At 57.1% G+C, this 15,044-nt stretch carries 13 protein-coding genes; 9 read left to right on the forward strand and 4 right to left on the reverse strand.

The genetic code is table 11. The annotated features are described in order from the left end of the window. Positions 1-7: 7 nt before the first annotated feature. The gene (locus IFU29_RS09695; protein WP_062745880.1) at positions 8-583 is read right to left on the reverse strand and encodes a spore coat protein U domain-containing protein; all 576 of its coding nucleotides are present in this window, start codon (positions 581-583) and stop codon (positions 8-10) included. Between the two features lie 552 nt (positions 584-1,135). Here IFU29_RS09695 and IFU29_RS09700 point away from each other — a divergent pair. Beyond that, entirely contained in the window at positions 1,136-3,268 is a 2,133-nt protein-coding gene (locus tag IFU29_RS09700) for a putative bifunctional diguanylate cyclase/phosphodiesterase (protein WP_191933752.1), read from the forward strand. A 64-nt stretch (positions 3,269-3,332) separates the two neighbouring features. Next, positions 3,333-4,748 (forward strand): aminotransferase class I/II-fold pyridoxal phosphate-dependent enzyme, encoded by a 1,416-nt coding sequence (locus IFU29_RS09705; protein ID WP_191933753.1) that lies wholly within the window; start codon positions 3,333-3,335, stop codon positions 4,746-4,748. A 31-nt stretch (positions 4,749-4,779) separates the two neighbouring features. Here IFU29_RS09705 and IFU29_RS09710 read toward each other — a convergent pair whose 3' ends face one another. Further along, positions 4,780-5,262 carry a YlaC family protein gene (locus IFU29_RS09710; protein ID WP_191933754.1) on the reverse strand — a complete coding sequence of 161 codons (483 nt, stop codon included), beginning with the start codon at positions 5,260-5,262 and terminating at the stop codon, positions 4,780-4,782. Positions 5,263-5,463: 201 nt separating this feature from the next. Between IFU29_RS09710 and IFU29_RS09715 the strand changes: the two genes are divergently transcribed. Beyond that, positions 5,464-6,444, forward strand: coding sequence for a lysozyme inhibitor LprI family protein (locus IFU29_RS09715; protein WP_191933755.1), 981 nt, complete (start codon positions 5,464-5,466; stop codon positions 6,442-6,444). A gap of 20 nt (positions 6,445-6,464) precedes the next feature. Here the strand turns inward: IFU29_RS09715 and IFU29_RS09720 are convergent, their stop codons facing one another. Both IFU29_RS09720 and IFU29_RS09725 read right to left on the reverse strand, forming a co-directional pair. Beyond that, entirely contained in the window at positions 6,465-6,920 is a 456-nt protein-coding gene (locus tag IFU29_RS09720; RefSeq protein ID WP_191933756.1) for a hypothetical protein, read from the reverse strand. Beyond that, complete coding sequence (locus IFU29_RS09725) at positions 6,895-7,848, reverse strand: transcriptional regulator (protein WP_191933757.1); 954 nt, start codon at positions 7,846-7,848, stop codon at positions 6,895-6,897. Before IFU29_RS09725 ends, IFU29_RS09720 begins: the two co-directional genes overlap by 26 nt. Before the next feature lie 398 nt (positions 7,849-8,246). Between IFU29_RS09725 and IFU29_RS09730 the strand changes: the two genes are divergently transcribed. The 6 genes from IFU29_RS09730 to IFU29_RS09755 all read left to right on the forward strand — a co-directional run bounded on the left by IFU29_RS09730 (position 8,247) and on the right by IFU29_RS09755 (position 14,949). Continuing rightward, positions 8,247-8,861, forward strand: coding sequence for a cupin domain-containing protein (locus IFU29_RS09730; protein ID WP_191933758.1), 615 nt, complete (start codon positions 8,247-8,249; stop codon positions 8,859-8,861). A 324-nt stretch (positions 8,862-9,185) separates the two neighbouring features. Continuing rightward, complete coding sequence (locus IFU29_RS09735; protein WP_191933759.1) at positions 9,186-10,622, forward strand: circularly permuted type 2 ATP-grasp protein; 1,437 nt, start codon at positions 9,186-9,188, stop codon at positions 10,620-10,622. Then, positions 10,616-11,545: an alpha-E domain-containing protein gene (locus IFU29_RS09740; RefSeq protein WP_191933760.1), complete on the forward strand. Its 930-nt coding sequence runs from the start codon at positions 10,616-10,618 to the stop codon at positions 11,543-11,545. Before IFU29_RS09735 ends, IFU29_RS09740 begins: the two co-directional genes overlap by 7 nt. Continuing rightward, positions 11,545-12,345, forward strand: coding sequence for a transglutaminase family protein (locus tag IFU29_RS09745; protein ID WP_191933761.1), 801 nt, complete (start codon positions 11,545-11,547; stop codon positions 12,343-12,345). Before IFU29_RS09740 ends, IFU29_RS09745 begins: the two co-directional genes overlap by 1 nt. 18 nt (positions 12,346-12,363) lie before the next feature. Further along, complete coding sequence (locus IFU29_RS09750) at positions 12,364-13,074, forward strand: proteasome-type protease (RefSeq protein WP_191933762.1); 711 nt, start codon at positions 12,364-12,366, stop codon at positions 13,072-13,074. A 153-nt stretch (positions 13,075-13,227) separates the two neighbouring features. Next, positions 13,228-14,949, forward strand: a complete 1,722-nt coding sequence (locus IFU29_RS09755) for a GNAT family N-acyltransferase (protein ID WP_191933763.1) — start codon at positions 13,228-13,230, stop codon at positions 14,947-14,949. Positions 14,950-15,044 lie beyond the last annotated feature (95 nt).

A 15,044-nucleotide genomic window follows, 5' to 3' on the forward strand; every position in this document is an offset into this window, starting at 1 on the left:
GCGACAATCAGTAATTCACTGCGACGTTAATCGTGTCCTGATAGGTCGCGGCCGGAATGGCGACGTTATTGTTGCCCCCGCCGGTTATACGGCCGTAGATCGGGTAGTTATCCCCGTTCGCCGGGTCGGGCGTCCCGGCGCTGACCAGGTTAGTGTTGTTGGCTATCGGGGTGGTGTAGTTGGTGCTGCCGTACAGGGTATAGGCAATACCCACGGTGGCGGTGGTGGCATTGATCAGATAGCGGGGCTGCGTGGTTTCTGCCCCGTAAACTGTGGTGGGTTTGGCGCTGCTGCTGGTGATCTGCACCGAATAGGTTGAGCCGGTTGAGCAGCGGACAAAGATACCGTTACCCAGGGATCCGACGAGGGTGGCTGATAGCGTATCGAAGGTCGCCGGGCTGGTACCGAAGTCCAGGTTACCGAAGTTGACGCCGGTACTGTTGGTGGCCAACTGTCCATTGACCAGACAGCCTGCGGTCAGGATCAGTTTAGCGGCAATACTTCCGGTGGTCGTGGCGGCATAGCCTGAACTGGCTACACCCAGGCTCAGGCCGCAACCCAGCAGTAAAAGCTTCATTTTCATAACCATTCCTTACTGATTAGAGTGATGAACGTGCTTTTCCGCCTGATGGAACAGTGTCGTCAGCAGGGCTGAATCAACAATGAAAATAATCAAAACCCTTTAGCGGGTAAAATATCACGTAAGGAATAGTCTGTTATTTGAATTAACGCGTTAGCATTCATTAGCGTAACTATAGATCAGCTCATGCCCCGCTGATAAGCGAATCGTAAAAATATTATTTATGTGTTAACAAGATCATGGATAAGTGCGCTTTCAGCCCAGCTGTGAAGGGGGTGTGAAATTTTCAACAATATTTACTGGCGGCTCTAGGCTATTTATCAGGCCAGTGCTATGTTCACTGCAGAAGACGAGTAAGTTTAATAAACTTTATAAATTATAGGGCTATATCCCATCGCTGAAAAAAAACGTTTCAGCGTCCTCCTCTTTCCCGTTACGCGGCTAAAGCTGGCTGATTTTTAGCCGATAAAACAGGCTTCAGCCCGATTAATTTTTTTAATGACACCGGGCCACCACACACTAAGTCAACATGGCTTCTGCATTCGAGACTGTCCTATGCTCATGAGTTCGTACGATCAACTGCTGGTTATCGTCTCTTTCATCGTCGCGTTCCTTGCCTCCTACACCGCGCTGGATATGGCGGGGCGGGTGGCAACCTCCACGGGGAAAGTGGCCAGAGTCTGGCTTTTCGGCGGTGGCTTCGCGATGGGCGTAGGTATCTGGTCGATGCACTTTATCGGCATGCTGGCGATGAGCCTGCCGATGGTCATGAGCTACAGCGCCAGCCTGACGGTGGTGTCGATGGTGATTGCGGTCGCTGCCTCTATTTTTGCCCTGTGGATCGTCTGTTATGGCGAGCTGCCGTGGTACCGGCTTTGCGGCGGCGCGGCCATCATGGGCAGCGGTGTGGTGGCGATGCACTACACCGGCATGGCCGCGCTGGCAATCCAGCCGGGGATCATCTGGGACTGGCGCTGGATCTGGCTGTCAGTGGTGATCGCGCTGGTGGCGTCCGGCGTGGCGCTGTGGCTGGCCTTCCGCCTGCGTCAGGGCATCGGCCGCCTTGCCCTGATGCGCAGCGGGGCTGCGATGATCATGGGCGTGGCCATTGCCGGGATGCACTACACCGGCATGGCCGCCGCCAGCTTTCCGATGGACAGCCATGCCACGCACCTTGGTGTGAACAGCAACTGGCTGGCGATTCTGGTGGTGGTGGTCACGCTGGCGATCCTCGGGATTACCCTGCTGGTCTCCATGCTGGATGCCCGTCTGCAGGCGCGGACGTCCGTACTGGCCTCATCGCTGGCGGAAGCCAACCGCGAACTGGCACAGCTGGCGCTGCATGACAATCTGACCCGTCTGCCAAACCGCATTCTGCTGGAAGACCGTCTGGATCAGGCCATCAATAAGGCCACACGTGAAGACTCGAAATTTGCCCTGATGTTTATGGATCTGGATGGCTTCAAAGCCGTCAATGACGCCTTCGGTCACCATATCGGCGACAGTCTGCTGATCGCGGTTGCCGAACGCATGCGGGAAAAAGTCGAAGGGCACCATACCCTGGCGCGACTGGGCGGGGATGAATTTGTCTTGCTGATTGAAATCGATGACCCCAATGATGCCGCTGTGGTTGCAGACTCGCTGGTGAAAGCGGTGGAACGGCCGTTTGCTATCTCCCGCTATGAGCTGGTGGTCTCTTTAAGTATCGGTATTGCGGTCTTCCCGGGCGACGGTCACGACGAGCGTGAGCTGATGTTTAACGCGGATGCCGCCATGTACCACACTAAAAATAATGGCCGTAATGGATACAGCTTCTTCCAGCCCTCGATGAATACCATTGCGCAGAATCAGCTGCAGCTGATCAACGATCTGTGGCTGGCGCAGGAGAACGACGAGCTGCGCCTGTTCTATCAGCCCAAGTTTTGTGCGCCGCGCGGACCCATTATCGGCTTCGAGGCGCTGCTGCGCTGGCAGCATCCCCAGCGCGGACTGCTGACGCCGGACGTCTTTTTGCCGCTGGCGGAAAAAACCGGGCTGATTGTCAGCATGGGTAACTGGGTTATTGGTGAAGCCTGCCGCCAGCTGCGCTGCTGGCATTTGCAGGGGCACAGCGAGTGGTCGGTGGCGGTGAACCTGTCGGCGCTGCAGTTTGAACAGGCCGGGCTGGTGGAAACCGTGATCAGGGCGCTGGAAACGCACCACATATCCCCTGAGCTGCTGACGCTGGAGGTCACCGAAACCACCGCCATGCGCGACCCGGATGAGAGTATCCGCATTCTGACGCAGCTAACCGAACTGGGGGTGAAAGCCTCTATCGATGATTTTGGCACGGGTTATTCCAGCCTGTTGTACCTGAAACGCTTACCGGCCAGCGAGCTGAAAATCGATCGTGCCTTCGTCAAAGAGCTGCAGGCACAGACCGAGGACGCCACCATCGTCACCGCCATTGTTGCCCTGGCACAGACACTGAATCTGAAGGTGGTGGCCGAAGGGGTGGAAACCGCCGAGCAGCAGGCCTTTCTGACCGGGCTGGGCTGCAATACGCTGCAGGGCTACCTGCTGGGTCGTCCGGTACCGGCGGACAAAGTGCCTGAGCTGAAACAGTATGTGGATGAGGATGACAGGGAGACGCTGGAGGTGGCCGCCCCAAAGCTGGCAACCATCGTGCCGCTCCCTGATGCGGTGTGATTTACTGCCGCGGGCTGCCGACCTATAATAGTTTACACTTTCGTTAAAACGGTCTGTAACAGTCGTGGCAAAATATGAACAGCTGGTGGCACAGATCCAACAGCAAATTGAAACGGATATCTGGCAGCCGGGGGAAAAACTTCCCTCGCTGCGTCAGCAGGTAGAGCTGAGTGGCATGAGCCTGATGACGGTAATGCACGCCTATCAGGTACTGGAAAGCCAGGGATGGATCCAGTCGCGCCCCCAGTCAGGCTACTACGTTGCCCCCCGCGCCGAATTTCTCAGCCAGCCGCCGACCCACCAGAAGGTGCAACTGGCCGAATCGGTGGATATTAATGCGTTTATCTTCGACGTGCTGCAGGCCTGCCGCGACCCGCAGATCGTTCCGTTTGGCTCGGCGTTTCCTGACCCGGAGCTGTTTCCCCAACGCCAGCTGATGCGTGCCCTGACCACCGTTTCCCACAGCATGAAAGCCGTTGATGCTCTGCATAATCTGCCGCCGGGGAATGAAGCGCTGCGCAAAACGCTGGCGCAGCGCTACGCCCTGCAGGGTATTCAGGTTTCCCCTGATGAAATCGTGATCACTAACGGGGCGATGGAGGCGCTGAACCTCAGCCTGCAGGCACTGACCGAACCCGGTGACTGGGTGGCCATTGAAAACCCCTCGTTTTACGGTGCGCTCCAGGCCATTGAACGCCTCAAGCTGAAAAGCGTGGCGATTGCCAGCGATCCGCAGACGGGGATCGATCTTGACGAACTGAGCCGTTCGCTGTCCCGCTGGCCGATCAAAGCGCTGTGGATGATGACCAACCAGCAGAACCCGGTAGGCTGCACGCTGAGTAAAGAGAAGAAGGAACAGCTGGTGGCGCTGCTGGCCCGGCACGACGTGGCGCTGATCGAGGATGATGTCTACAGTGAGCTCTATGTGGGCCATGAGAAGCCTCTGCCGGCTAAGGCTTTCGATCGCCAGGACAACGTGCTGCACTGCTCCTCTTTTTCTAAAAACCTGGTGGCGGGATTTCGTGTCGGCTGGGTGGCGGCGGGCAAACATGCGCAGCGCATTCAGCGCTTACAGCTGATGAGCACCCTGTCGACCAGCGCACCCATGCAGCAGGCGCTGGCAACTTACCTCGGAACCCGCAGCTATGACCGCCATCTGCGGCGTCTGCGTCAGGTGCTGGAACAGCGTAAAAATCTGGCACGTCAGGTACTGAAACGACATCTGCCGCCGGGGGCGCAGATTAATGATTCGCGAGGAGGGTACTTTTTGTGGGTGGAGCTGCCGAAGCAGGTGAACACCACCGAGCTGTATTACCGTGCGCTGGAAAAGAATATCAGTATTGCCCCGGGAAAGATGTTCTCCTCCAGCGAGCAGTACGCCAACTATTTCCGCTTTAACACCGCCTGGTGGCATGAATCGCAGGAAGCCGCGGTCGCCACGCTCGGCAGCCTGATCGCAGACCTTATGCTTTCCCCGTAGGGACGGACCTTTTCCGGCCCGTCCGGCCGGTTTACACCGTAGCGGCGCTTTTCTGACCCCAGGTCAGATGGAAGACGTCATAAAAATCGACTTCGCCCTTCAGGGAAAGCAGTTTGTTAATTCCCTGCTTCACTTTTTCCGGCACTTTCTCATTACTGAGAATATCGCCCACCGCCTGGTCAGACAGCGTACGGACATAATACCATTCGCCGTTGTAGCAGACGCGCAGGTCGAGGGTATCAATGTCCTCGAAGCGATATTTCGGGTTGACGTCCATCAGCATCAGACCGCTCATCAGCAGTACGAAAATCGTCGCGCCCCAGAAAGCGGGCCAGCCAAGAAAATCCGTGGTGAAGATCAGCGCGACGGTCAGGATGTAACAGCCATACATTGATGCCCACAGGCCCGGATGGGTCTTGAGAAACTGGAAACTAAAGCGCGGTTTGTTGTCGCGCTGCTCCTCGCGATTCAGGGTGTCGATCTCGCGCAGCAATATTTTTTTTACTTCTTCCATTTTTTACCTCTGCAAAAGAGTGCGGGCAGAGTGAAAGTAAACCATGTTTGAACCTATAATAGCAGGCACAGTTTTCGGTTATTCAGCTATAACAGTTGCTCACAGGGATGGGCCCGTCGTCATCGCCGGTGACGAAGTGTAAAATTCAGGCTCCCCCTGAGGGCCTGCTTATTATGGATTAAATGACCCAAGATGATGTTAATGAAAACCCCTACGCTTATCGGCTTCGCGCTGCTGCTCTGCTCCTTTACCGCCAGTGCAACCGACTGTGGGCGTGCCGCCACCGTGGTGGAAAATACCATTTGTGATAATCCTGAGCTAGTGTGGCTGGATCAGGTCTTCAACAACGCCTTCAGTGAGCTGTTAATCAGCGACCCGCCGCATTTTACCCGGATCGAGCAGGCGATGATGCGCGAACGTAACGCCTGCGTCAGTAACAGCTGCCTGCGCAGTGCTTATCTGGGGGGACTCAGCCAGCTGTACGGGGCCGATCGTGAGATGGACTGGCAGGGGGTCTGGTGGAATATGAGCGCGCCCCACGGCAACGGAGGCAAGATCCGCATCACCCAGTTTGCGGGCAATGAATTTAACCTGGATGCCACGGTCTGGGGCGGCTTCTACCAGTCATCCTTCAGCGGCAAAGTGACGCTGACCGAGGGTGTCGGCTTCACCAACACGATCCTCTGGGGCGGCGGGTGTGCGCTGGTGCTGACGCCCCGCCCGGACAACCGTATTGAAGTCTCCAGTGACTCGCACGGACGCTGCGATATGCTGCTGCCGGGCAGGATGTCGATAGACGGCGTGTATGTGAAAGCGGCAAAAGACCCGCGTCCGGCCGCCACGCTGCTGACGCTGGGTATTTTTCCCGATAAGGCGCTCGACGACCGTTTCCGTCAGCTGGTGGGCAAAGACTATGCAGAATACCTCGCCACCGCTACCAGCTTTGTGTACAGCCAGGATCTCGATCAGCAGGGGGCAACGGTTCTCACGCTGTGGGTCAAGGGCATGGCAAACCGGCGGTCAGCCATGATTATGTATAACCCGGAAGGAAAAATCTGGGCGCTGCGGGTGAGCCCCGATAACAGCAACGGGGTACAGGTAGTTTATGTCACCACGGAAAAAGACAAGGAGACGATGCCCAAAACGCTGCGTACCTGGCGCGCCCGTTTTACTGACCGCTGAGAAAGAAAACGATCGCTGCGCTAGCGATAGCGCAGCATTTGCCCGGAGGGGGTGATCATCAGACGCTCCCTGCCCAGACGCAGGGTGTCAAAGCGCACGCTGTTATTTTCCGCATACCCAAGAATATTTTTAATCATCCGCATCTGGCCATCGTCTGAATAATAAATCTTATGGAAGGTAAACATCACACCCTCCGCATTCTGACTTTGCTTTTCCAGACTGACTTTGGCCATAAAGCGATTATCGTTAGGGCTGGTCAGCGTCAGCAACACGGTATTTCCTTTGCCGTCGAATTGCGTATCGTAAATCTCACGCTGGCGCGCCAGCAGGTCATAATATCCCAGCTGCAGAGTGGCCTTGATGAAGTCCTGCGTAAACAGCCCGCTACCGGTTGGCAGATATTTCGCCACCGCCACCGCCACGGGAACCAGCAGGGTCACAACCAGTAAGCTAATTGACGCAGTTGGCCATTTCATTAATTTTTCTCTCGCCTTCCCGATAGATCAGGGCGCTCAATTGAGCACCATCTGTACGCCAGTTGATAATGTTCATCGCCAGCTGTTTACGATCGCACTGATTAGATAACGTCATGGTGTAGTTCAGCGTGGTGCCGGAGATGTAATAAAAAATCTCCATATTCACCTGCTTATTCTTCAGGTTTTGATTGAGGGTAAACAGCACGGGTCCCAGCAGCTTATTTAAATCATAGGACGCCGACGCGCTCTCCCAGCCCCGGCGTAACTCCATCAGCTGAATATGGCTGTACGGCACGGAGTTTTTCTCTATCAGTTTGCTGCTCGGCAGCGGGAACAGCGTTCGTCCGGCCCACACCAGTACCAGCAGCAGCAGCAGCACCTGAGCAACAATAAGCCAGAGCCAGAACCGGCGGCGGGCAGGTGTGTATGTCTCTGCCTGTATCACCGGCGTTAACAGCGGCGGAGGGACAGACGTTCCGCCCGGGGAATAGTCCGCCGGTAACACGTCCCGCCGGTTTTCGCTGGCGGAGCCCGCGTACCCGGCGTCGTCAGCTGCCTCTGAATTATCCATGCCGTCAGGGGGGGCGACCTCGCGGGATATACGCTGGCAAAACTCAGCCTCAAGGATATAGCCCTTTTTGGGAATGGTTTTGATAATGCGCTGCTGTTTACCGTCATCTTCCAGGGCGACACGCAGGGCATGAATGGCATTCGGCAGACTGTTATTGCCAATAACCCGTCTTTCCCAGACCAGCGTATTCAGCTCTTCCCGGGAGAGGATTTCACCCGCATGTTCTGCCAGTACCTGCAGCAGCCTGAGCTGATATTCACCCAGCCGACGCTGTTCACCACTTCCCTGGTGAAGCAAGGTCCCGGATGCAAAATCAATATACCAATGGTGAATAATATAATCCGCAGTCGCAGTCATAAAGTGTCGTATATCAGAAAGTCAGTGAGTGATAGTGAGGCTTTTTCTGGCGTGTACAGGAATTAACCGGTAATTACCTGTTAAGAATCTTCTTATATTAGCGCATCAGACAGTTGAACCGGAATTGTTATCGTTATTTTTATCTGAATAAGACGGCTAAGCAATGATTATAATCGTGATTTGTTATTGTCACCGCAGGGTAGCGGGGAGGTGATGCGGAAGCAGGAGGCGTAATCGAGGAGAAATACGCCCTTCATTGCGCAAAGAATTTGGCTTAAGTTCAGTTAAATTAATAAGTTATGTGATCTGCCACGCGAGGAAAACATTGCAAGCTGGTGGAATAATGCCACAATTAATTTAACAAACTCTCAACAAGGAACTTGACCCAGGAGCCTGATATGTTGACTACTTCTCGCAGTGTAATGTTAATGATGTCGTTTGCTGCCGGGACCTTTGCTGCAGGTGCCTCCTCAAACCCGCGCCATCTGATACTGGCGCAGCCTTCTCAGGGTATTCCCAATAACCCGCTGCCGTTAATTATCTATCCACAAGTGGTCCCGGAAGAGGACGACGAAGGGGTTGAAGACAGCACGCCCGTTGATCTGGCCGAGTGGTTCAGCGCTGAATTTGGCCGCCATGGCTGGCCGGTGAGCTGGCATGCTCCAATCTACCCCTATACCCATTATCATCCGAATACCCATGAGCTGCTGGGTATCACCTGCGGCTGGGCAGAGATCCTGTTCGGTGGCGAAAGCGGGCGTATGGTGACCGTTTACGCCGGGGACGTGGTGCTGATCCCGGCAGGTGTCGGCCATCAGCAAATCGCCGCCAGCGACGACTTCATGGCCGTGGGCGCTTATCCCCCGGGCGTGACGCCAAAAACCCTGCGCGACGAGCAGGCTTTGATGGAACAGTCTATCCTTGAAATAAAACGTGTCGCGATGCCTGAGACCGACCCTGTGACCGGTGGGGAAGGCGCACTGACGGAGGTCTGGCACCCGCTGGCACAGTAAGAACGGGTCTGGTCAGGCTGTTTACCGGCCATGCCCCACCCGGGCAGGGCTTAACATCTTCACGAACCCGGTGAACGCACCGGTCTTTCCGCGCTGCCCGTGCCTGACCTGGCTGCGACCGTCACATCTTCAGGAGCCGGTTCTCATCGCTCCAGCGGAATGCACTGTCATGGTGCATTCCCCTTTCGCGCTTCGCTTTCCCTGACCTTGTTTTTCATCAGGCTGATGCCCGTTCCTCGCCCCGTGCGGGGCGGGCCGATCCTCACGACTCTGGCACACTTTGTGCAGCACTAACGCAGGTTCACAGACAGCGGTAGGGAAATCATGAATCAAAGCTATCAGGTTGCGTCGCACTTTTATGATGAGATGTTGCTGAAGGACGGGCGCTATCGTGGACATTATCGGGAATACTGGCAGTGGCTTCAGCAGGCTGACCAGCAGGCCATTGCGCGCAAGCGCGAAGAGGCCGCGCTGTTATTTCATCGTTTAGGGATCACCTTCAACGTCTACGGCGAGGACGGAGGGGAAGAAAGACTGATCCCGTTCGACAGCGTTCCGCGCATTATCCCCGCCGGGGAATGGGCGATGCTCGACAAGGGTATCCGCCAGCGCGTGCAGGCGCTGAACGCCTTTCTGCACGACATCTATCACGATCAGCGCATCCTGAAGGCGGGGATCATCCCGGCGGAACAGGTGCTGGTCAACGACCAGTATCAGCCCTGTATGCAGGGGCTGAACCTGCATCGCGATCTTTACGCGCACATTATTGGCGTGGATATGGTCCGCAACAGCGACGGCGAATATTACGTGCTGGAAGACAACCTGCGCACCCCGTCCGGCGTCTCCTATATGCTGGAAAACCGCAAAATGATGATGCGCCTGTACCCGGAGCTGTTTGCCGATCGGCGTATCGCTCCCGTCGAGCGCTACCCGTCGCTGCTGTTACAGACCCTGCGCGAAAGCTCGCCCGTTAACGATCCGGTGGTGGTGGTATTAACCCCTGGCCGCTTTAACAGCGCCTACTTTGAACACAGCTTCCTCGCCCAGCAGATGGGCGTTGAGCTGGTGGAAAGCGCCGATCTGTTTGTCAAAGACGGGGCGGTGCTGATGCGCACCACTGCCGGCCCCTGCAAGATCGACGTGATCTACCGCCGGGTGGATGATGCTTTTCTCGATCCGTTAGCCTTCCGGCCGGATTCGATGCTGGGCGTACCGGGACTGCTGTCCGTTTATCGTGCGGGAAATGTGGTCCTCGCCAACGCCATCGGCACCGGCGTGGCCGATGACAAGTCGATCTACCCCTACGTCCCCGATATGGTGCGCTTCTATCTTAATGAGGACCCGATCCTTAACAACGTGCCCACCTGGCAGTGCCGCCGGCCGGATGAGCTCTCCTGGGTGCTGGCTAACCTTGAAAAACTGGTGGTGAAAGAGGTTCACGGCGCGGGGGGCTACGGCATGCTGATTGGACCGGTGGCCAGCAGGCAGCAGCTGGCGGATTTCCGTGCGCTGCTGATCGCCCGGCCGCAAAACTACATTGCGCAGAATACGCTGGCGCTTTCCACCTGCCCGACGTTTGTGGAAACGGGCCTGGCTCCGCGCCATATTGACCTGCGGCCCTTTGCCCTCAGCGGCGCGGATATCCGCCTGGTGCCCGGCGGGCTGACCCGCGTGGCGCTGACGGAGGGATCGCTGGTGGTGAACTCGTCGCAGGGCGGCGGTACCAAGGACACCTGGGTTCTGGAGGATGACGCATGCTGAGTCGCACGGCCAGTGGCCTGTACTGGATGGCGCGCTATTTAGAGCGTGCGGAAAATATTGCCCGGGTGCTTGACGTCACCAACCGTCTGTCACTGATGCCGGTGCGCGGCAGCCATAATAATGAGCTGCGCGTGCCGCTTAATCTGACCAGTACCGATGAGCTTTACTGGTCGGTCAGCGAACAGCTGACCATGTCGCAGCTGTTCCACTTTTTTGCGCTTGATGAGCGCAATCCCGCCAGTATTTACAACTGCTGGCAGTCGGCCTGGAACAATGCGCATGCCGTGCGCGGCAGCCTGTCGTCCGAGGTGTGGGAGAGCATTAATTCCAGCTGGATCGAGCTGCGTAAACTGCGACATAACGGTGTCAGCAGCGGCGGGGCGGATGCGTTTTTCGACTGGGTCAAAGAGCGTTCACACCTGTTTCGCGGCGCGATGTTTGGCACCCTGATGCGCGGCGATGCGATGAGCTTTATCCGCCTCGGCACGCTGCTGGAGCGTGCGGACTGCACGGCGCGTCTGCTGGATGTGTATCAGTATCTCAGTGATGAAGATGACGACACGGTACGTGAATATTACCGGCTGGATACGCTGCTGCGCTCGGTGTCAGCGCGTGAGGCGTACCACACTATCTACAAGCAGCAGCTGGCGGCCGACGGCGTAAACGAAATGCTGATCCTGCGCGAGGAGAGCCCGCGATCGCTGCGATCCTGCCTGGATGAAATTGCCAATCAGCTCAACCTGATCGGCAACAGCGGTGAAGATCGCCCGCGCTATCTGCTGACCGTTCTCCATGCCCAGCTGCGTTACAGCAGCTGGGAATCTCTGATGAGCGACGGGCTGCATGTCTGGCTGCAGGCTTTTCTCAGCGAGCTGGGCAGGATTGCCGAGAGCATTCATCACACCTATCTGGAGGCGAAATAATGAAGCTGACCATTGCGCATAAAACCTGTTTCAGCTATCAGAGCATGGTGCGGCAGAGCACACAGTACCTGCGGCTGACGCCGCAGAATTCGGTGCATCAGCAGATTATTTCCTGGGATCTGCTGCTGCCGGAAGAGGCGATCTGCACCACCGATACCTGGGGCAACGTGCTGCACGTCCTGACCCTCGACCGCCCGCATCAGGAAATTGAGATTGAAGCGCGTGGTGTGGTCGACATTCTGGACGAGGGGGACAGCGCACCGGACCCTGACTGTACGCTGTCGCCGCTGGTGTTCCTGCGCCACAGCCCGCTGACCCAGCCCGATGCGGAGATCGTTCACTTCGCCCGCCGCTATTACCGTGAAGAGTCCCCGCTGGTCAGTCTGGAGCGCCTGATGGGGGAGCTGCTGTTGAAAATGCCCTATCAGCCGGGCAGTACGCTGGTCACCGATCCTGCGGCAAAAGTTTTCGCGGCGGGTAGCGGGGTATGTCAGGATCACAGCCACGTCTTTCTCGCCTGCTGTCGCAGCCTGCATATCCCCGCTCGTTATGTGAGCGGCTATCTGTATACTGATCACGTGGAACATGTGGCGACGCACGCCTGGGTGGAAGCCTGGGTGGACGGCAGCTGGCACAGTTTCGATATCACCAACAATACCCGCAGCACGCGTCAGCATCTGAAGCTGGCGGTGGGCGTGGACTATCTGGATGCCTGCCCGGTGCGTGGCATGCGCCTGGGCGGCGGCAGCGAAAATATGCAGGCAGTGGCTGCGGTGCAACTGGTGTTTTCGCAGCAGTAATCTTTTACCGGACTCACTATGACCTATTGTGTAGCTATGCGCTTATCGTCAGGGATGATTTTCGTTTCCGATTCCCGAACCAATGCGGGCGTGGATCATATTTCCTCGTTTCGTAAGCTCCATGTTTTTCAGCAGGACGGCGAACGGACCCTGGTACTGCAAAGCGCCGGTAATCTGGCGACCACCCAGAGCGCATTAAGCCTGCTGCGGCGCAGCTGCGAGGACGGAAAGCAGCCCAGCCTGATGAACGCCACCAATATGTACGATGTGGCGCTGCTGGTTGGCGAGACGCTGCGTTCGGTGATCAAACGCGACGGTGAAGAGTTTGGTGGCACGCTGATGCTGGGCGGGCAAATCAGGGGCGAAGAGCCCAGGCTGTTTCAGATCTACCCGCAGGGCAACTTTATTGAGGCCAGCACCGATACGCCCTATTTTCAGATAGGGGAAAGCAAGTACGGCAAACCGATTATCGACCGCGTGCTGCGCTATGACACGCCGCTCGACCAGGCGATGCAGTGCGCGCTGATCTCCATGGATTCTACACTGGCCAGTAATATTTCGGTCGGGCTGCCGCTGGACGTGATGGTCTATCCGGCCGACAGCTACAGCAGTATGCAGCAGTACCACATTACGGAAAAACACCCCTATTTTTCCCAGATCCGCCAGCTCTGGAGCAGCGGTTTGCTGAGCGTTTTTTCACAGCTTCCGCCGCTGGAGCTCGACGAGTAACCTGTAGCCCCTCCCTGTTCTTTCAGGGCTGACCGCGTTTTGCGGTCAGTCCGCTTCCCGCCAAATCAGCGCATCTTTCTCCTGTCATTTTCCTGACACGCTATCGTCATCCGGGCTGGTTAGTGTGCCGTTAAAACACCCGGAGGCTAACCTGTGTTTACTATCGAACGCGTACTGGACGACCTGAGTCCCGGTCATGACACCCCCTCCTGGCAGAAAAGCGTGCTGCGCCGCCTGCTTCATGAAAAAGAGTTCCAGCAGTTCAACCAGCGCAACCGTCACCTGAAAGGGCTGGATATGGTGGAGCAGGTGCTGGAATACATGGACGTCAGCTGCGAACTCAGTGAACGCGACCTGGAGCAGATCCCCAGCAGGGGCCCGGTGGTGATTGTTGCCAACCATCCGCTGGGAACCCTGGATGGTCTGGCGCTGCTGCACGCGGTGTCACAGGTGCGGCGCGACGTCAAAATTGTGACCAACCGCCTGCTGCACTGCCTTGAGTCCCTGAGCAGCCTGATGGTGCTGGTGGACAACATGGGTAACCGTACCAGCCGCCATCAGGTGGGACAGATGCAGGAGCAGCTGGAAAACCAGGGGGTGCTGATCTTCTTCCCGGCGGGGGAGGTTTCCCGCTTTGGCAGCAAAGGCATCAAAGATGGTAAATGGAGCCACGGCTTCCTGCGCCTGGCCGCCCGCTTCCGGGCACCGGTTGTCCCCATTCATATCAGCGGACGCAACAGCGCGCTGTTCTATCTCACCTCGAAAATTTACCAGCCACTGTCGATGCTGCTGCTGGTACGGGAAATGTTCGGCAACCGCGGCGCGCGGCTGAAGCTCAAAATCGGTAAACGCATCCCCTATGCCAGCTGGCACGATGGCCGTACCCCGGCGAAGGAGCTGGCCGCGCGTTTTCGCCGCCACCTGTACCGCATCGGCCAGGGCAAATCAGCGCTGTTTCAGACTGAGGCGGCCATCGCACGTGCTGAAGATCGTGCCGTGCTGAAACGGGCGCTGGCGGGCTGTGAAGTGCTCGGTCAGCTGCCGGATGGCAAAATGATCTACCTGTACCGCCGTCAGGGAGAGGACTATGTGCCCATACTGCGGGAACTGGGCCGACTGCGCGAAATCGCCTTCCGGGCGGTGGGTGAGGGCAGCGGCACGCGACGCGATCTGGATGATTACGACGACGACTACTATCACCTGATTTTATGGGATGAAGAGGCACTGGATATCGTTGGGGCCTATCGCTTTATCCCCACCGCCGAACAGTTTGAACGCAAAGGCTTTGAGGGCATCTACAGCCACAGCCTGTTCCATTACGATCACCAGATGAACCCGGTGCTGATGCAGGGTATTGAGCTGGGCCGCAGCTTTATTCAGCCCGCCTACTGGGGCAAGCGTGGCCTGGATTACCTGTGGATGGGGATCGGGGCTTATCTGGCGAAATACCCCCAGTACCGCTATCTGTTTGGTCCGGTCTCTATCTCGGGCGGCCTGCCGCTGGCGGCGCGCGACCTGCTGGTGGCCTTCTACCGGCTCTACTTTGCCCCGACGCTGCCGCTGGCCACCTCCCGCCGCCCTTATCCGGCCTCGCTGCCGGACGTTCTGGCGCAGTTTAGCGGCGATAACTACAGTGAGGATCTCAAGCGCCTCAAGCGCCTGTTAAGCAATATGGGCACCGGGATCCCCCCGCTTTACAAACAGTATTCTGAACTCTGTGAGGCCGGCGGGGTGCAGTTCATTGACTTCGGCAGCGACCCCGACTTCAATCACTGTATCGACGGGCTGGTGCTGGTGGATCTCACCCGGCTAAAAGAGAGCCGCTTCCAGCGCTACATCGCCATCCATCACCCTGAGGAGAGGGTGGCCGGCTGACCCCGCCCGCCACCTGAAAAAGAACCCGCCATGACGGGTTCTTTTATTTCCCTGCCCGGTCAGCACGAAAAAATTGTGACCTCGCCCTGAAAATG

Source organism: Erwinia persicina (assembly GCF_014838825.1).
GTDB lineage: Bacteria > Pseudomonadota > Gammaproteobacteria > Enterobacterales > Enterobacteriaceae > Erwinia > Erwinia persicina_A.